Here is a 20,071-nt window from a genome sequence, read left to right on the forward strand (position 1 = left end):
AAATCCTCTTTAGTTATTTTTGTAATAAGTTATTTGCGTTATTAACAATATTTTCGACAGTGAAACCAAACATTTCAAATAATTGCTCGGCAGGCGCTGATTCACCAAAGGTCGTCATACCAATCACTTTGCCATTAAGACCGACATATTTGTACCAATAATCAGCAATACCCGCTTCAATTGCGATACGCTTAGTTATACTTGCAGGCAATACCGCCTGTTTATATTCGTTACTTTGTTTATCAAACTGGTCGGTACATGGCATTGAAACCACACGTACTGCTTTGCCTGCTGCAGTTAACTGTCTATGCGCTTCAACAGCTAATTGCACCTCAGAACCCGTTGCGATTAAGATAATTTCAGGTGTTGTCGCTGCATCTAATAATACATAACCCCCTTTGCTAACATTAGCGAGTGTTGCGCTATTACGGGGTTGAGGTTGCAAATTTTGACGACTAAAAATAAGCGATGTTGGTCCATCTAAACGTTCAATTGCACTTTTCCATGCAATAGCAGACTCGACGCTGTCACAAGGTCTCCAGCTATTCATGTTAGGTGTCAAACGTAAACTTGCGATCTGTTCCACGGGTTGATGCGTTGGGCCATCTTCACCAAGTCCGATTGAATCATGAGTGAACACTTGAATTGCACGAATTTTCATTAATGCAGACATACGTAGTGCATTACGTGCGTATTCCATAAACATTAAAAATGTCGCGCCATAGGGCACAAACCCTTTATGCAATGAGATACCGTTAATGATAGCCGCCATTGCAAATTCACGTACCCCGTAATGCAAATAATTACCCGATGCATCATCAGCAGAGATCGCTTTTGTACCCGACCACATGGTTAAATTTGAGGGTGCTAAATCCGCAGACCCGCCTAGTAACTCAGGTAATATTTTAGCGAACTCTTCGATACAGTTTTGTGACGCTTTACGTGTTGCGATATTGCCAGAATTTGCTTGTAAACTTTCAATATAATGGGTTGTTTTTTGTCCCCATTCTTCAGGTAGCTGTTCATTAATACGACGTTTGTATTGTGCTGCTAGCTCAGGATAAGCATCTGTATATGCAGCAAATTTATCATTCCAATTTTGCTCTATTCGTTGCCCTTTTTGCGTTGCATCCCATGACGCATAAATATCTTCTGGAATCTCAAAACTATCATAATGCCAGCCGAGAGCTGAACGTGTTTTAATAATTTCATCAGCGCCCAGTGGCGCGCCGTGACAGTCATGTGTACCTTGCTTATTAGGAGAGCCAAAACCAATGATGGTTTTACAGCAGATCATCGTTGGTTTCATCGTTTCAGCTTGAGCGCTAATAATAGCTGCTTTTATCTGCTCTGGATTATGTCCATCAACTTCAATTACTTGCCACCCATAAGAGGCAAAACGAGCAGGGGTATCATCAGTAAACCAGCCTTCAACTTCACCATCGATAGAGATGCCATTATTATCCCAAAAGGCGATCAGCTTACCTAAACCAAGCGTACCCGCTAATGAGCATGCCTCATGAGAAATCCCCTCCATTAAGCAACCATCCCCTAGGAATGCATAGGTAAAATGGTCAACAATTTGGTGATCTGGTTTATTAAACTGTGCTGCTAAGGCGTTTTCAGCAATCGCCATACCAACAGCATTGGCGATGCCCTGACCAAGCGGTCCTGTTGTTGTTTCAATACCGGCGGTATAACCGTATTCAGGATGGCCAGGTGTTTTTGAGTGTAGTTGACGAAAGGATTTAATATCTTCAATAGCAAGTGGGTAACCACTTAGGTGTAATAGTGAATAGATAAGCATTGAGCCATGACCATTTGATAAGATAAAACGGTCACGATCAGCCCACTCTGGATTATTAGGATTATGTTGTAGAAAATCACACCATAATACTTGTGCAATATCAGCCATCCCCATTGGTGCGCCAGGGTGACCTGAGTTTGACTGTTGAATCGCGTCCATGCTCAAAGCACGAATGGCATTAGCTTGCTGTTGTCTAGTGGTCATTTTAATTCCTAATATGAACGTTGATATAAGTAGTTTATTTATTGTGCAGTAATGAAGATGAGACATTGATCGAGGCTAGCGTTAATAAAATTAAGTTATTAGGGGCACTTACAAAATGTGGTGTTATGAGGCAATAAGCAATAAAAAAGCCGTGCTTGATAAGATCAAACACGGCTTAATGAATACAACGTAAAAATAAAATAAAAACTAAAGTTCAGCACCTAAAAAACCAAAAGGAAGCAGTTCAGCAATAGTATGTTTATCCACCTTATCCTCTGATGCATAACAATAAATAACGGTATCATTTAAAGCTTGTTCTGCAATAACTTGTCTGCAAGGCCCGCAAGGGTAAGCTTGTACTAACTCTTTGGCTGCATTACGCGCTAAAATATGCACCTCTTGTAAGTCGCCAATTTTAGCACCTTCGGTGACAGCCGTTTGAATCGCATTTCGTTCTGCGCAATTAGTTGGCGAATAAGCAGCAGATTCAACATTAACACCTTTAAAACTACGTCCATCTTTTAAGACAACAATAGAGGCGACATTAAATCCCGAATAGGGAGCGCAAGAAGCATCAAGCAATGTTTGTAGCTGGTTAAAATAATTCATCTAAAACCTCTTTTTATCTTTCTTTTTAGGGTTATTCATCATTGCGATTCCTAAGTTCACTAGCCGCTTTCTATCAGCTGGAATAATGTTCTTTATTGAATCGTTAATTGTTTATACTTTATCTGTTAACAGTGCCAGGCGATGATAATGAGCAACGTACTTAACTGTCTTTTCCTGCAAATTAAATGCTTCAAAACTTTTTTTTGACCAAAATAATGCGTGAACAGATTGCATCGCTGCAGACCGATGCAGATAATAATGCACACCTCTTTCGAGGTGTTGTTATAAAACGTTATTCAGCAATTGCTGCATCAAGTGCGATCACAAGCATCTCGTTAAAGCTGCTCTGACGCTCATCAGAACTGGTTTTTTCACCCGTACGAATATGGTCAGAAACAGTCAAAATACACAGTGCATTTTTACCCTCTTCTGCTGCCACACCATACAAACCTGCCGCTTCCATCTCCACACCTAAAATGTTGTATTTTTCAAGCGTGTCAAAGACTTCAGGCTCAGGTGTATAGAAGGTATCCGCAGAGAAAATATTACCAACACGTGCATTGATACCTAGTTTTCTAGATGCATTAACCGCTTTTTCTAATAACTCATAACTCGCAATCGCTGCAAAGTCGTGGTTTGAAAAACGGATACGATTAGCTTTTGAGTCGGTTGACGCGCCCATACCGATGATCACATCTCGTATTTTAATATCACGGTTTACTGCACCACAACTGCCTACACGTATGATATTTTGTACACCATATTCACGAAACAGCTCTGTTGCATAGATAGAGCAAGAAGGAATACCCATACCGCTACCCATTACTGAAAGGCGCTTACCTTTGTAAGTACCAGTAAAACCGAGCATATTACGAACATTTGTCACTTCGACAGCATCGTCTAAAAAATTTTCTGCAATATATTTTGCGCGTAGTGGATCGCCAGGCATTAAAACAGTTTCTGCAAATGCGCCATCGACAGCATTAATATGAGGTGTAGCCATAATATAATCTCCAATTTTTTAAAAGTTAACCACAAGGTGGTTTTTAGAATGAGTTAAATTAACGTAAGGAAACTCCCCTACGTTAATGAGTCTTTATTTGAATATGCTAGTGCCGTAATCAAGAGCTGGCAGACCATGAAAGTCTGCAATAGATTGTCCAATTCCTGCAAAGGTATCCAGTAAACCGACCGAGCCTGCGTTGACTTTAGCTCCATAAAAAATGGCGGGAATATGCTCGCGAGTATGATCGGTGCCAGGCCATGTTGGGTCACAACCATGATCAGCGGTCAATACTAATAGATCATCTTCACCTAGTAGTTCAAGCATCTCAGGCAGACGGGTATCAAAGTACTCTAACGCTGAGGCATAACCTGAAATATTACGTCGATGTCCAAAATCCGCATCAAAATTCACAAAGTTTGTGAAGATGATGGTTTGGTCTTTGGCTTGTTTAAGTTCGTCTAAACTTGCATCAAATAGACCATCGACACCAAATGCTTTGGTGGCTTTAGTGATCCCTTGCTCTGCAAAAATATCAGCAATTTTACCAATGCTCACCACTTCACCACCACTTGCTTTCATCTTATCAAGCAGCGTTGCTGAAGGTGGAGTCACCGAGTAATCATGACGATTAACTGAACGCGTAAAATTAGCAGATTCAGTGCCCAGAAAAGGACGTGCGATAACACGACCAATGTTGTACTCATTTACTAACTCTCTCGCTAATTCACATAATTCGTACAAACGCTCAAGTCCAAAACTCTCTTCATGGCAAGCAATCTGAAAAACACTATCTGCTGAGGTGTAAAAGATGGGTTTGCCGGTTTTAAGGTGCTCTTCACCTAACACCTCAAGGATCACTGTACCTGAGGAATGGCAGTTACCAAGGTATCCGGGCAGGCCTGCGCGTTCGACTAACTCATCAAGTAATGATTGCGGGAAGCTATTTTGTTTGTCAGAGAAATATCCCCAATCAAACAGGACAGGGACACCGGCAATTTCCCAATGACCACTTGATGTATCTTTACCTGTAGATAACTCTTTTGCATAACCGTAAGCCCCCGTGGGTAACACGGTTTGATCTAAACCTGCAGGGTATAAACCCGAGCTTTCAAAACATGCCTGACCAAAACCTATTTTATTTAAATTAGGAATGTTAAGTGGGCCACTACGGCCATCTTCAGCTTGCCCTTCAAAACAGGCCTTCGCAATATGGCCTAAGGTATTTGAACCCGTATCATCAAAGACACTGCCATCAACATTGGTGCCTTTAAAAGTATGGGCATCTGCTGCACCACCAATGCCAAATGAATCCAATAATAAAATAACGGTACGTTTCATTAATAAGCTCCTTGTTCAACGACTTGATCGCTCAATTTCAGTTCATTTAATAAACTAACCAGTAGACTGGACGCGCCAAAACGGAAGTGACCGGCATTCACCCAATCATCCCCCATAATCTCGCGTGCTAGCTGTAAGTATTGGCCAGCAGTTACGGCATCTTTTACGCCACCAGCGGCTTTAAAACCAACATTTCTGCCTGAATTTTTAATGGAGGTTAACATCACTTTAGTCGCTTCAAGTGTTGCGTTAACCGCGACTTTTCCTGTTGATGTTTTAATAAAATCAGCGCCTGCTGCGATGCAAATATCACTCGCTTGTTTAATCAACGCCTCGGTTTTTAATTCACCCGTTTCAATGATGACCTTTAAACAAATATTAGTACCACAAATTGCACGACAACCTGCAACCATCAGCGCGCCCACTTCACTATTACCCGCGATTAATGCGCGGTATGGAAACACAACATCAACCTCATCCGCGCCATAAGCCACTGCGGCACGCGTTTCAGCAAAAGCAATATCAAGGTCGTCATTACCATGTGGGAAGTTAGTCACAGTGGCAATCTTAATGGTTGTACTATTTTGCAATGCTAATGTTTTACGCGCGATAGGAATAAAGCGTGGGTAGATACAAACCGCGGCGGTATCACCGGCTTTAGTTTTTGCGTCCTTGCATAACTGAATAACTTTATTATCCGTATCGTCATCATTTAATGTCGTTAAATCCATTAATGAAATAGCTTCTTGAGCTACATCTTGTAATGTATGCATTGTTTCGATCCTATTCTTTTACACAAATTGTTCATTAAAGAGTCACGCCATAAGCAGTGACTCTCATTCAGTTTTAGGCAACGCTAATCGCGAAGAAAACACCTACTAATGCAGCACTCATAAAGTTAGAAAGTGTGCCAGCTAGTACTGCTTTAAGGCCCATACGTGCGATATCTGCACGACGAGAAGGAGCAAGCACACCTAGACCACCTAATAAAATAGCGAGTGAAGATAAGTTTGCAAAACCACATAGTGCTACGGTCACAATAACTTGTGAGTGTTCACTTAATGAGTCTTTAATATTCATAAAGTCGATATAAGCAACAAACTCATTAACCACTAGTTTTTGACCTAATAAGCTACCAACTTGTGTTGCTTCAGACCATGGGATACCGATTAGGAATGCAACCGGTGCAAACAGGTAACCAAGAATCTGTTGTAGCGATAAAGCTTCTAAACCAAATATGCCACCAAAGCTACCTAACAAACTGTTAATTAACGCAATAAGTGCGATGAACGCAATCAACATGCCACCCACGTTAAGCGCTAAATGTAGACCTGAAATCGCGCCACTTGCCGCTGCATCGATCACGTTAACGGGTTTGTCTTCTTCTTTTTCATCAACTAACTCGTTGTTCACTTGTTCTGTTTCAGGGTGTATTAGTTTTGCCATTAATAAACCACCAGGTGCCGCCATAAATGACGCGGCGATAAGGTAATCTAAGCTGACACCAAGCGAAGCGTAACCCACTAATACCGAACCAGCGACTGAAGCAAGACCACCACACATAACAGCAAACAACTCAGATTGGCTCATATTTTTAATGTATGGCTTAACCACTAAAGGTGCTTCTGTTTGGCCAACAAATACATTAGCGGCTGCAGACATAGACTCTGTACGACTTGTACCCAACATCTTTTGTAGTGCACCACCAATGATTTTGATAATAAACTGCATGATGCCAAGGTAATACAGTACCCCCATAAAAGCGGCAAAGAAGATAATGACAGGCAATACTCTAAAGGCGAAAATAAAACCACCGCCACCAAACACTTCAAACATTTTGTTTGATACTAAGCCACCAAATACAAAGCTAATACCTGCATTAGCACTATCGATAATGACTTGCACACCTGCAGAAACAGACTGCAAAACGGTTGAGCCAAAAGGAGTTAAAATTACAAATGCAGCAATTGCAACTTGAATGGCAAAAGCGCCACCGACGGTTCTTAAGTTAATTTGTTTACGATTATTTGAAAAAATAACTGCGATTAATACCAAGGAAATAATTCCCACTAGTCCCATTATGATATGCATTGTAACTCTCCATTTTAGTTAGTAATATTTTTCAATGTTGTGGTTCAATTTTTATTAAAGACGACCTTTAATCATCTCTTCTAAGGTATTTTGATCAATCGCGAAATTGCGGATCCCCTCAGCTAATTTTTCTACCGCCATTGCATCTTGGTTGTGCGCCCATAAAAATTGAGCCTCTGTTAATGCAGCAGGTCTTGGTTTATGTTCATTTGTATCGGTTAGGTGTGTGACGACCTCGCCTTCCGTTTCACTTAATTGTTGTAATAATTGTGGGCTAATGGTTAAGCGATCACAGCCGGCTAACTGTAATATTTCGCCTATGTTTCTGAAGCTTGCACCCATGATAACGGTTGGGTAATTATGAACTTTGTAGTAGTTGTAAATGGCAGTCACTGATTTAACACCCGGATCATTTTCAGGCGTAAAATCTTTACCTTCATTTTTTTTGTGCCAATCCATAATGCGACCAACAAACGGAGAGATAAGATAAACACCCGCCTCAGCACAGGCTTGCGCTTGAGCAAAAGAAAATAACAGTGTTAAATTACAGTTAATCCCCTCTTTCTCTAAAACTTCAGCCGCACGAATTCCCTGCCAAGTAGCCGCTAGCTTGATTAAGATACAATCATTGCTAATTCCTGCATCGTTATAGAGCTTTATTAATTTACGCGCCTTGATTAAACTTGCCTGTGTATCGTAGGAAAGTTTTGCATCAACTTCTGTAGAAATACGGCCCGGTATCACCTTTAAAATTTCCTTGCCGATATTCACCGCTAACATGTCACAGCTATCATCAACCTGTTGCATTTGGTCGCTACTTTGCGTTTTTGCATAGCGGATTGCATCTTCAATCAATGGTTCATAAGCGCTAATTTGTGCCGCTTTTAAAATCAGTGAGGGATTGGTTGTTGCATCTTGTGGCTGATACAATTTAATCGCTTCGATATCACCGGTGTCTGCGACAACTGTTGTTACTTTTCGTAATTGATCTAATTTAACTTGCATTAATTTCGCCTTTTTTTATTTTTATTTATTGTTTACATGACATCAAACTTGCGTGTTTTATCAAAAAAACGACTGAAAGATTGCTGATAGATAACCCCTGCAAGTAATGCCATAAAAAGTTATTGCAGAACCAATGCCTAGCTTCTATTTCGATGCCACATGTAAACGTTGCTTTTTAGATGCAGTGATTTTATGTAGATATTAGCGAGTTAATTGTGAGCTGAGTCGAGCGAGTTAAAGTAATTGTTTTTTTTCTCTACACACATACAAAATCTGTTGTTAATTATTTCTTAACACACTGAACCACCCAGATAAAAACAAATACAAATCAACAACATAAGTTTAAATTAAGATGAAAAAGGCAATTTATTCACGCGTTGAAAAATAGCGTTAAAAAAGTTTACCTTCTTATTATGGCGAGATTCCCATCTATTTTTATTAATATAAAGTAAGGAGGAAAAATAAATATTTCATATTTATTTCAATAACTAAACACAGTAAGCGTGTTGACGTTCAGTTCAAATTAATCCGTCAGAGCAATATCGATGACCAAGGTCTTAATTTTGACTAAATAAAAAAAAACGAATTGAGTGTTGACCATTATTGATTACTATTCCCCAACATTAATTCACACAATAGCTGGCTTTGGATGATTAAATTTACAAAAGATTTTAATAGTTGCAAGACTGTCAGTTGTAAAAACTTTGGCATACCTAATAGTGAAACTTATATTCAAAAAAGTGAGCGTTTAGGTTACCTCTCTACTGAATGCACACTATGTGGTAGTAATCCGCCATGGATAAATAATCATTTAATTAAAGAAGTACTGGCTGAAAAACAGGAAGCGCAATTTGGGCAAAAAATAATAGGCTGTCAAAAATGTCGCCCCTACTTTTTTATGCCGCTTGCACCTAAAGCAAAACGTCATGGATTTACTTCGGCGGGTACGCAACGTAAAAAATGTAATCAATGCGCGTCAGTATTTACACTACCGGAATATAAAAATAGGGAGGCATTAAAAGCGGTATTAGTCTCTGTTTTATCTAAAGGTGAATTATCAAAAGACACATTAACATCATCAATTAAAGAGAGTGGTTTATCTTCGCGGCTATACTATTTTTACTTAAACAAACTCGCCCTAATTTTTTCTAATTTTAGTCGTTTACAGGAACAACCCGTAATAACAAGAAAATACATGGGCATGCACAGTGAAGGACGGGTTATTTCACTAAACCACCAGCGTGGTTTATATAACCTTTTTACAGCGGAAGTTGAAAGTGGCTATATTTTATTACAAACCAATAACTTAACTCACCAAGAGATAGGTAAAGATTTCATTTACAATGAAACAGAAAGCACGGTAGCAACCAATATCGCCTCTAATGATTTAGAAGCTATTTTACTTGCGCGTTATCATAGCAACTTAAAACGCAACCATTTTGAACAACTTATTATGGGAAAACTAAAACCTATCGCAAACTGCACCGCGATCTATCCAGATAAAGTGGCTTATTTACACTTCCAATTATTAACATATTTTACCAATAATATTGAACAATATGATCACTATATTGAGCATGAAAGTACATTAAGATCCGCGGCACTGATATCTTCGCTTGCTGATATCAACAATAAAAAAGCCGATATCTATTTCTTATTACCCTTTGAAAACAGTAACGAGAGCTTAACTGGTAAGCGCTTTGGGTGGTGGAATGATATCTGGTTTAGTCAGGAAAAAGGCGCAATCTGCCCCATAACAAGCAAAAGCAATGAGATGCCTAATTTGAACACTATAAAATGTGACGCGATTGAGGATTTCTATCGCTTTCTAAATAAGCAGTTGAATAAAAACAGTAATAGCATGCAAGTGCTTGATAATTTATCTGAAATATATCGTGTCATCTATAATTATTGTGAGCCACAAAAGGAAAAAACAAGCGCAATGTTATTGGGAATTAGCGATAGGATTTATCAGCCAGAACAGTTATTAGATGAAGCATTAGAACGTTTACAGGCAGATTAACGATTAGCTTGCGCTATGAATCAAATAACAAGCAATGCCCCCTACTACAGTTACTAATGCCCCAAAACATAAAGAAAAGGAGAGTTTACTTTTTTGGACTGCCTGTAGCTATCGAAGCTCCACCTATAACCAACTTATCGGTTTAGGAGGAGTAATCCACTCTGTTTCATATTCCGACCGATATAAATGGATAGTTAGGAACAATTTTATACAATCAAATTGATTGCCCTTAACCCACTTTACTGTGCAAAGAATGAAAAGGATAAACTACTCGATTGAGGGGCTAGAGAGGGTTTTTATCGCTTTCATGTTTTTTTTCAACCAAGGTGTGATGACAATCAATAACGATGTCAGCAATGTCATTGCATAACCCAGCAACGCCCCCAGTATTAATGCAGGTACTAACATTTTCACCTCTCCCCCCAACGCAAATGTCGTGCAGCAACCGATAAAAGCCCCTGGAATAAAAGATAACTTATGATAACTGGCCTGCAGGCACATTAGCGATGTCGCGATACCGGTAAAGAGGTAACCCATCAGTTGCGTATCAAAATAGCTACTTGCGCTGATCACTAACCATGCCCAAAAAACACCAGAAAGGTTAGTGCACCAACTAACCACAACCCCACTTAAGCCTTTTTTAGGTTGTGCAAAGTAACTACTACAACCTAAGAACCCGACCCAAGTCACCAGGTGAAATATATCTGCAATACCGCACCAGAGTGCAGCAAGTAGCCCAGCAGATAATGCAATTTGCCAACGATTGTCCATATATACCCTTCTTACGATAAACTAATTTATTGCGCAGTCTATTTATTACGCAGCCGATTAGATGAGATCTAGATCCCTACAATGCGCTTTCTTTTCCCTCCCTTGTTGATGATTACAATATGTGTTGTTTGCTACCATTGCCTGTTTCTAAAAATTGTAACGAGCAAGAATGCTCTCTTTATTAACTTTTGGGGAATTTAATTAAAGATATTGCTTTGGAATTTATAACTAGGAATTGGTGTGATAGCTGGATTTGAACCAATAAGCTTGCCAGTGTTTTTAGATAGTTGAGAACGATAAACTACTTTCAACAAAACAAGATATTTGTAAGTATAGGATCAGTGCAAAATGAAAGTATGGATAAAAGTTAGGTATGTAGTTTTTGAGTATTTTGTAAATTTGTAGATAAATTATAACGGAATCAAATATTGGGGATTATTAGAGGTTTTAATATCTTTATAAGGAATTGGTTGTGAGAACTGGATTTTTACCAACAACCTTTGCCAGTTTTTTTAGATAGTTTAGCCCGATGAACTACTTTCAACAAAACAAGATGTTTGTAAATAAGTACAGGATCAGAGCAAAGTAAAAATATGGATAAAAGTTAGGTATATTGTTTTGGAGTGTAACTTAAAAAAGTAGAGATAATTGGAATTATGTTTGTAGTATTTTTGAAGTTTTTAGATAAATTGTAACGAATGGAATTTACTGATAGGTTTTTCTGTAGAAATTGGTTGCGAGAGCTGGATTTGAACCAACGACCTTCGGGTTATGAGCCCGACGAGCTACCAAACTGCTCCATCTCGCGTCCGTAATTGTGTTTCTTTTCTAAATCTTGTTCTAAATACTGTGCAATTAACGATTCTTTTAAATAATAAAAGAATTGGTTGCGAGAGCTGGATTTGAACCAACGACCTTCGGGTTATGAGCCTGAAAAAACCAACAGATAACATCTTACATTAACTTACATAAATCTACAAGCCCCATAAACACTCTACCTTCAACTAATAATTTTATGACTCTCATTTTCATGGGGAGCAAGAATCACAAAAATTATGGCACAAAAATCATAGTTGATAAAATACAAAAACAGCTTATTATTTACTCAATAAGGTTATTGCCTGAAAGTTTTCAATTGACAATAAAGTGCACTACACCCTAATGAGTTACCTATCCGCCCTTTAATTTACTTAATAAATCAAAAAATATTAACGTAATTAATATCAAATACAGCCTTTCATGGAAGTATAAAAGGATTTAAATTGAAATTTAGTCAAAGTGCATATTATAGTTTTTACTTAGCCTCTATTCTTAATAAAGATGAAGTGTCTTTACTCGATGATGTTGTTGATGCCCTCTGCCCTGACTCAATGTTTTCAAATATTACTCATCAGCTATATACCTTAGCAAATTCACTTGTAGCCCTGAATAAATTAGATTTACCTAAATATTTACATAGAAATAATAGCGCTCTGATCGCGCTAATAAAAAAAATATTAGAATCAGGTATCGCTAAGCAGCAGCGAAGAGCCGAAGGAACAAAAAACATAATAAGAGGGGAAATGCTAAAGTACCCTATTGCAAGCCTTTTTAGCATCACATTTCACCAAGATGTCGATGAAGACGTTAAGCAGATATTTCAATGTGTATCAGCATTACTCTTTTGTATCTCGTTTAATGATCCTACAAAAAACTGCTTAGGGACCTTGTCTACTTCGATCAGAAAATTGGTAGATAAAGCGCACATCTTTAAAAACACCATGGGTCTTACCAACCTTACGCTAGACAAATTTATTAAAGTGTGGGAAACGCTATTATTAGAAAATAATTTAAAATGTGAAAGAAAATTATATTTCGCGCAAAATGTATTACGAATGATAACTACTTCTCCTTCACTATTAATTAACAACACTCCCCCCAAAAAGCCCCATATTAGTAATATAACGCCAGCAAAGAGTTTAAGCCATCGTACAAGCACGAAGACAAAAAAACGCCGATATGTGCCTTCACTAAAGCATAAAGAGGACATCGGAGAAGACGAAAGCATTGACCTTGTTGATATATCTGTAGATGCTGCACATTATATCGATGATGAAGCGCTCAACCAGAGCTATCTGTATGGTAGTCGCTTAGCACTGCATGATCTGATGCAACTAAGTTTAAGACCTGTTGCATTAATTACTCACGAAGTACATATGGTAACTGATCATATCAAGCAGGTCTTAACTTCTGATAATGAAGCTGAGAACATAGATGCGACGTTGGCTTTGATACTACTTTGCACCTCAAAGGGTTATGAGTACATCGAAGCCCTTCCTATCAATCGATATGAAAAAAAAGAGACAAATCGTGATTGTATATGTATCGAGACTACAACTTGGAATCGATTGGATATCCGTATGCCAGGCGCCTTTACGGCAACAGACGAGCAAAAAGAGCATTTAGAAAAAATAGATCATTTAGTTAAGCTGCCACTGCCTACTGCTCTCATATCTGCATTAAATAAACGACTTAAAGAAAGTGGCTCAGATTGCGCCACGGTTAAAGCATTGTGTTCGATAAACCCAGATGAAAACTCAATAAGTCAACGCATTACAAACCTATTTAAAGGTAACGAGCAACGAAGTCGAAATATCACACCTGCTAGCATTCGTAATATCTTTTTTGAATTAATATCAAAACAAGAAAGTTCAGCGATAGCTTCTTTGTTACTCGCTAATACTGAGTATGCTTCAAATACACCACTCTACTATCTTTTTCAGCCTCATCAAAAATTAACACTAATATACCAAACATGTTTAAAAAACTTGGGTTTCGACACTTGTGATATAGCAGTTTCCTCGGATGTTTTTTGCGGAAGTGAGCTTGCAATTAAGCAATGGCATAGTCATTTAATGATTAATAAAAAATATCATGAAATAACGGAAAAATATGATTCTATCAATAATTGTTCATCGCTACTCTCTCTGATACAAATACATAATCAAATTACGCTCTATTCGGCAGTGATTTTGTTGATAACGACAGGACACCGTTCACGCAAAGAATACTCTTTTTCATACTTCACCATTGATGAACTGAAAAAACTTATCTGTATTGCTGATAAAGAAAATTTTTGTGATAGTGCATTGCGTATATTGCCTCTGGCTGATGTTGCTTTAGAAAACCTAAAAGCCTATCGAATACACTGTGACCGATTATCGCGTTTGATGGTGAAATATGATCCACCGTTGACTAAACTGTTATTAAAAACCTCCCAAGGCTTCAGTGACATCAATCAACCAATATTGTATTTAATCAATGAAGATCTCACTATTAGCACCGTAGGATTTGAAAATATTGAAACTTATTTAAATGAATGGAATCTGCCTGCTAATGCATTTCGGCATTATTTTCTTTCGTTTTTACAAAGTACACATGCCAGAAGTATCGCAATTAACTTTATGGGACATATTCGCTCTGGCGAGCATATTTATAATAATGAGTCTCTCTTTTGCAGTGACGATATGCAACGCAGCCGTATTGCGATAAACACATTGGCAAAGTCATTAAACTGTCAGTCATTGATGTTTACCGTAAAAACAGGCAGACGTGTCCCCTTAAAAGAGACGAAACCAGAGCAAGTATATATCCCCCAATACCTAACAACTAATAAAGCGTTAAATAAAAGCCGGTTGCGCCGTAGTGTAAGGAAGTTAATTGAAAAGGCATACTTAGATAAAAAACAATTTTTCAAAGATATTAAAGAAACTAAAGAAAACCTTATCACTGAAATTCTCAGTGATAAGAAGCTCACTAAAGTGATGTTGAACTACAAATTGAAAATATTAGACAAATTCATCACTAAAATGGCAGGCACCAAAAAACTACCATCGATTACTAAGACGTTTGCTGATAGTGAATCAACTGGATTAACGCTACGCAAAAATAGTTTATTCAAGGCAAAAGAAGCGCAACTAATTGTAGAAATGTTGCAAACTTGGTTGCTTGCTAAGCCCCAAAATGAAAAGATGTCTAAAAATGCCACAAACCGTGAGTTTGTAAAAATAATATTATCCCTTATTGTTCACAGCTCATTTTCATTTACGATTGATACAGAGTTTATTCTAGCCCTCAAAAAGCCCATATATAAAGATGGTAATATTTTGTGGCTCACATGGGTAGACAGTCGAAATATCAAACAACGCATCTTCATTGATGCTGTAACAGCGCAGCTTATTATCAACAATCCTATCTATCTAAAGACCAAACTTAAGCACCCTAGTGAATTCAATAAAACACTATTTATTTACTTGGCCGCTAAACTCAAAAAATTACGATTACAACAAAAGCTAATCGGTAAGAAGAAAATTGATATTAATAAGCTAATTTCTGCCCTCAATCATCAACTTTTCTTTACGCACTCAGGACTAGTGCAGTCCTACTTGAATATGAAGCAAGCAACAACACACCTCCCTGATGCGGTGTTAACTCGCTGGTTGCGTGACACTCCATGCTATAAAGTAAAGGCAGATGAACTTAATGAAGGTGTATTTACAAAACAAACACTGGTTCCACTGAAGAGTATTCAAAATACTGATGAAAGCGTAGTACTTGGCACTGATATACTAAGTCAAATCTGCAATAAACTTAACCGTTTACAATCTAAGGGGGGGTATACTTCATCAAATGAATTAATATCTATCGTAGCGAATAGCTGGGAAAATAAAATCAAAGGGAGCTTTAAGCACGACCTTCAAGATATGATAAATCAGTCCTACCAGCTCACAGAGTCAACCATTGCTGCGTTATGCTGGCTCTATTATACCGCAGGAAAGCCTGGAAAAGGCCGCAAGACTATCGCGATTAAAACATTACTTAATTATATTTCGAAAGTAGCTAAGCCATTAATTATCACAGCAGGTACCCTACTCTTCTTTACTCTCACTAAAAGTGAATTACAAAGCCTATATATTGATGTCATTGCCTCCCGGAAAGTTAAAAACAAAGGGGAAGCTGCTGAAGTGCTTCGCGTTTTTGGCAACTATAGTTACGACAATTTCAAAATACAGAAAGTCAGCTGGTTAGAAATAGAGCCAACGATAGAAGACAAAAGTAACAATGTACGAGCGAATATTTTTAGCTATCGTGAATATCAGGAGGTGCACCAACTATTAAGCAACGCTTCAAACCGCTCTCAAGATGAAATACTGATCAATAAAGCCCTATTCACTCTCTGTTCACGATTAGGGTTAAGAATATCAGAGGCTGAAAACCTAATGATCAATGAGATTGATTTTAATAGTGGTATGATACATATAAAAACAAATCGCTATGACCGAGTAAAATCACAGAATGGCAATCGACGCCTATCGATGACACTGTTATTATCTAATGAAGAGATTGATTATCTTAAAAAATTAGTCCAACGAGCTTTATTATTACACAATCAAAAAAGAAACGTAGGCATCTTTGCACGGTCTATTAATCCCAATATTCTTGTCGATTTAAAGCACCACAGACAAGCAATAACACAAGCTATGAAACAGGTCACTAACGACCCTTCTGTCACTTTGCACATATGTCGTCACACATTTGCTAATTACCTATACCTGTTCGTTTGCCGTGGTGAACTCCCCCCATCAATCAACAAAGAACTATTATCATGGAGTAGAGAAATAGAAAGCTATCAACACTTCAGCCAAAAATTAATTTCAGAGTTACTTAAAGAGACTTTTTCACCACACAAAATCCTACATGCGATTTCACTCATGCTCGGGCATGAAGATGTTGCAACAACAATCAAACACTATATTCATGTGCTCGATATTATTAGCGCTGCTGAAAATGATAAGAACCTCAATCAACAACTATCAATCAAACAGGTAAAGTGGGTCAACAAAATACCTATTAGTAATGCGAGTAAGGTGGTGTCACGATTTGATAGTGAACAACGCCGTCATATTGCAATCAGTTACCATCAACTAAAAAAAGCAAAAGGGTTTCGGGAGGTTGATGTTATTCGTGCTAACAGCGACATAGCATCCATCATTCAAGAAACGCCACACATAAGGAGAAACACACTACTCTATAGCCTATCCATGATTGAAGTTGTTTTAATATCACTTAAAAACAACCACTCTATTCATGAAATAGCCCACAAAGTGACGTTCACTGAAACCGAAATCGCTAATATAATCAACATCAGTGAGCGATTAAAAAGTCAAACTGCATATGATGGCGTTCTTATTCACTCGTCTGTACCGAATATTGAGCTTTATAACAACCCAGCTCAATCGATGAAAACTAGAGCCTATTCAAACACTCTCACCTATAAAAAAATTCTAGATAAACTTAATTCACTTGATGAAAAAAACAGAAACTCTTTAGTTAAAATATGGACTGAAAATTACAATAGAAACATTACTGGATATACGTTCACAAACCCTCTTGATATGCAGTGTTTTTACTATATTATTAATAAGTTAGGTTACAAGGTGAATGTTAAGAAAGAGCATTTCACAGTAAAAGACAGCGCTAAAATAATGGATGTTCCACTTTTGGAAATAATTGACAAAAGCGTAGGGAACGCTTCAAATTCGATAAATCTAAAATTTAACCACGCGCTGTTTTTACTTACCGTGAATACACAATTTAACATTTTCCATTCAATAGCTTAAATACTGAAAAAATGATTAACATAAGCAACGATGTAACATTAGCTTCAAGTAGCGAAGAAGCTAATGTATTAACCATTACAGGGGTAAAGAGTACCATCCGTATACCCGAACTGTAAGTAGTATCCTTAAGTTGGAAGATAAAAAATCAGCCTCAACTTCATCTATCCATAATCAGCTCTAATAAAGGAAAAATTCAATTTAAAATATAGGAGGCTAATAACCCAATTATGGAAAGCCTTGATGAAGAACAGCAGGGATATCAGTATTTTACTAAAACCCACAAACACGATTACAATACACAGAATACTATTATCGATTGGTAAGTAACGGAGATAACGATGAAGCCATTGAACTCAATCAAATACTAGAATTAAAGGATCTAACAAAGCATGAAAAGCGAAATATTCTTATTGATGAATTTGCTAAACACAACAAGTTAAGCCCTATCATTTTCACCCTGAAAGATGTTACTACCCTCGAACGATTAGGTAATAAAATTACCATTCGGGAGCATTTAATCGATAAAGTATATCGAACGTACTCAGATGTTACCGCTGTAGACAAAAGTGGCTTTCACTGAATTAACACTTAACGGCTAAACAAATAGCGACCACATTCCCACCAAAATAGTGCTTAAAATGAATGAACACAATAACTAGAACAATAAAAATCACTTAACATGCTTATGCACTTAGCTCAGGCAGTGTTATTTTTAGATATTTTAGATTGAGAAGAAATCATCGTATAGATTTTTTACCTTAATATTACACTTAAGAGTTATATTACTTAAATTAACTGGTATAAGCTTTGAATTAACATCCATCTCAGCAGTGGATACTATTCAACAAATATGGCATGTCCAGTTCAATTAGAGTTGAATAATATACGGCAACGTCAGCCTCGCTCTGATACAGAAGCGATACATGTCTCGCGATATGATTAAGTATCATAACCAATTATAAAAAATATAATTTGGATGTAATACATAAATGGTGAATAATAATTCATGTAGAGTGCTTGTGAAGTCAACTTATTTTGAGCTAATTCGTGAGATTAATTTGTGGCGCAATGAAGACCCAGAAATATCAAAGGTAATATATATTGAAGAAATAACAAATTGTGTATTTGTAAAAAGTTTCACTCAGCCTCAGGTGTTATTGATATCAAAGGAAAGCAAGTGGCGTCTTACCCTAAAGGTTGCCGTGTTTTTTATCACCAAGGTCAGTGCATGGAGGAGTTTTATTATTAACAGAAAACTCTAGTTATCAAGGCAATATCTACTACAATAAGCAATACATCAGTAAAAAGATCACCCATAGGAAGCTACTCTTTATTAAAACCCACGCATACACCACCAATAACTTACCTAGCACCTTCACTTGTTACTTTAACAGACCGCAAACAGAAAGAAAATATGAATTATTTAATTACACATTTAAAACATGTACATCAGAACCTAAATCACCCACAACTTCAATTGATACCAGCTTGATACACAGCGGATTCATTTGCTATATAGCATATATTGAATCCATTTTCCGTGTAATGACACTGAAAACAGGTTAAGCATCCACATGCTATTTATGTATCAATTGGACTTTAAAGGTTAGTTTAAATTATGAAAAATAATCAGATTACACACTCTTGCGATTATGAGTTAATTTATGAGTTAAGTTTGTGGCGCAAAAACAGCCAAAACACTTCTAATATTATATATAGTAAAGACGGCTTTATATTTGTAAAAAGCTATACCACTAGAAATATTACACTTACCTCAAAAGGAGGAGGGTGCACTTTTCTAACTGCAATTGCCATATCAAATTTACTAAAACTTAGTGCTTATTATAATAGAGCGATTGCCCCCCCTTATTCGCCAATGAAGCATTACAAACTAACAGACCTTAATAGAGACAGCAACTTTCTATTCTGACTTTTATTTGCAAAAATTATCAAAGATTTTCATTACCAACTCATCCTTACTTGATAAATCAAAATCACTTTAAAGGTTAGATTCAAATAATAAGCGCATCACTTAGATAGGTAAAAAAGTGAGCAACTGAATATACACCGCTCGCTTTTCTCCAGCAACATGCGCAACAATAGAGGCGTATAAATAACTAACCTACAAGCTAAAACACCAAATTCATGCTTTAAAAAACAGGCGCAAAGCAAAATAAAACCCCACAACAGTTAAAAACCAGGCAACCGACCATTAACGAAAAACCTTCCCACAACACCACTTTTAGACACCTACTCGCGCACCATCACAGCAGTTAGAAGCAAAACCACAACCAGCGGGATTTAGTTATACTTAACCTACCGCCCCCCCCCTTTCCACGCTCAACCAAATAACACCAAGCCAACCAAAAAAAACAACATCGCTTAAAGATTAAATAGTTACCTAACATCTTATTCATTAGCCATGCTCACTACAACTAACCAATAGAAGCTTATTTGATAACGCTCAAAAAAAAGGGGGGTAAAGCATCACCTATATTACTTACAGCATTACCCCCCAACAAAGGCACATAATTTACAAATACCGCCTCAAGTGAGCG

10 protein-coding genes and 1 tRNA gene are annotated in these 20,071 nt (G+C 37.4%); 2 read left to right on the forward strand and 9 right to left on the reverse strand.

What is annotated here, in order from left to right; all coding sequences use genetic code 11:
- Positions 1–13: 13 nt before the first annotated feature.
- The 7 genes from tkt to tal form a co-directional block, all read right to left on the reverse strand.
- A complete protein-coding gene (gene tkt / locus QQK09_RS14535; RefSeq protein WP_284204889.1) occupies positions 14–2,011 on the reverse strand; it encodes a transketolase in 1,998 nt (665 codons plus the stop codon).
- A 207-nt stretch (positions 2,012–2,218) separates the two neighbouring features.
- A complete protein-coding gene (cdd, locus tag QQK09_RS14540) occupies positions 2,219–2,620 on the reverse strand; it encodes a cytidine deaminase (protein WP_284204890.1) in 402 nt (133 codons plus the stop codon).
- A 292-nt stretch (positions 2,621–2,912) separates the two neighbouring features.
- Positions 2,913–3,623: a purine-nucleoside phosphorylase gene (gene deoD, locus QQK09_RS14545; protein ID WP_284204891.1), complete on the reverse strand. Its 711-nt coding sequence runs from the start codon at positions 3,621–3,623 to the stop codon at positions 2,913–2,915.
- A 93-nt stretch (positions 3,624–3,716) separates the two neighbouring features.
- Positions 3,717–4,964 (reverse strand): phosphopentomutase, encoded by a 1,248-nt coding sequence (locus QQK09_RS14550; protein WP_284204892.1) that lies wholly within the window; start codon positions 4,962–4,964, stop codon positions 3,717–3,719.
- Positions 4,964–5,737, reverse strand: coding sequence for a deoxyribose-phosphate aldolase (gene deoC / locus QQK09_RS14555; protein ID WP_284204893.1), 774 nt, complete (start codon positions 5,735–5,737; stop codon positions 4,964–4,966). Before deoC ends, QQK09_RS14550 begins: the two co-directional genes overlap by 1 nt.
- Before the next feature lie 73 nt (positions 5,738–5,810).
- Positions 5,811–7,055: a NupC/NupG family nucleoside CNT transporter gene (locus QQK09_RS14560; protein ID WP_284204894.1), complete on the reverse strand. Its 1,245-nt coding sequence runs from the start codon at positions 7,053–7,055 to the stop codon at positions 5,811–5,813.
- Positions 7,056–7,109: 54 nt separating this feature from the next.
- Positions 7,110–8,060 (reverse strand): transaldolase, encoded by a 951-nt coding sequence (tal, locus tag QQK09_RS14565; protein WP_284204895.1) that lies wholly within the window; start codon positions 8,058–8,060, stop codon positions 7,110–7,112.
- 649 nt (positions 8,061–8,709) lie between these two features.
- On the opposite strand from tal, the gene QQK09_RS14570 reads away from it, so the two are divergent.
- Complete coding sequence (locus QQK09_RS14570) at positions 8,710–10,083, forward strand: hypothetical protein (protein WP_284204896.1); 1,374 nt, start codon at positions 8,710–8,712, stop codon at positions 10,081–10,083.
- Positions 10,084–10,350: 267 nt separating this feature from the next.
- On the opposite strand, the gene QQK09_RS14575 is transcribed toward QQK09_RS14570, so the two are convergent.
- Both QQK09_RS14575 and QQK09_RS14580 read right to left on the reverse strand, forming a co-directional pair.
- Positions 10,351–10,854, reverse strand: coding sequence for a DUF1097 domain-containing protein (locus QQK09_RS14575; RefSeq protein WP_284204897.1), 504 nt, complete (start codon positions 10,852–10,854; stop codon positions 10,351–10,353).
- A 731-nt stretch (positions 10,855–11,585) separates the two neighbouring features.
- A tRNA-Met gene (locus QQK09_RS14580) sits at positions 11,586–11,662 on the reverse strand.
- Between the two features lie 454 nt (positions 11,663–12,116).
- Here QQK09_RS14580 and QQK09_RS14585 point away from each other — a divergent pair.
- Positions 12,117–17,513 (forward strand): site-specific integrase, encoded by a 5,397-nt coding sequence (locus QQK09_RS14585; protein WP_284204898.1) that lies wholly within the window; start codon positions 12,117–12,119, stop codon positions 17,511–17,513.
- Positions 17,514–20,071: the final 2,558 nt, after the last annotated feature.

This window comes from Psychromonas marina (genome assembly GCF_030161115.1).
Taxonomy (GTDB): Bacteria; Pseudomonadota; Gammaproteobacteria; order Enterobacterales; family Psychromonadaceae; genus Psychromonas; species Psychromonas marina.

What these genes read in the sequence shown, in the direction of transcription:
- QQK09_RS14570 (WP_284204896.1), top strand. Translation starts at nt 8,710, where the DNA reads ATGATTAAATTTACAAAAGATTTTAATAGTTGCAAGACTGTCAGTTGT.
- deoC (WP_284204893.1), bottom strand. Translation starts at nt 5,737, where the DNA reads ATGCATACATTACAAGATGTAGCTCAAGAAGCTATTTCATTAATGGAT.
- deoD (WP_284204891.1), bottom strand. Translation starts at nt 3,623, where the DNA reads ATGGCTACACCTCATATTAATGCTGTCGATGGCGCATTTGCAGAAACT.
- cdd (WP_284204890.1), bottom strand. Translation starts at nt 2,620, where the DNA reads ATGAATTATTTTAACCAGCTACAAACATTGCTTGATGCTTCTTGCGCT.
- QQK09_RS14575 (WP_284204897.1), bottom strand. Translation starts at nt 10,854, where the DNA reads ATGGACAATCGTTGGCAAATTGCATTATCTGCTGGGCTACTTGCTGCA.
- tal (WP_284204895.1), bottom strand. Translation starts at nt 8,060, where the DNA reads ATGCAAGTTAAATTAGATCAATTACGAAAAGTAACAACAGTTGTCGCA.
- QQK09_RS14550 (WP_284204892.1), bottom strand. Translation starts at nt 4,964, where the DNA reads ATGAAACGTACCGTTATTTTATTATTGGATTCATTTGGCATTGGTGGT.
- QQK09_RS14560 (WP_284204894.1), bottom strand. Translation starts at nt 7,055, where the DNA reads ATGCATATCATAATGGGACTAGTGGGAATTATTTCCTTGGTATTAATC.
- tkt (WP_284204889.1), bottom strand. Translation starts at nt 2,011, where the DNA reads ATGACCACTAGACAACAGCAAGCTAATGCCATTCGTGCTTTGAGCATG.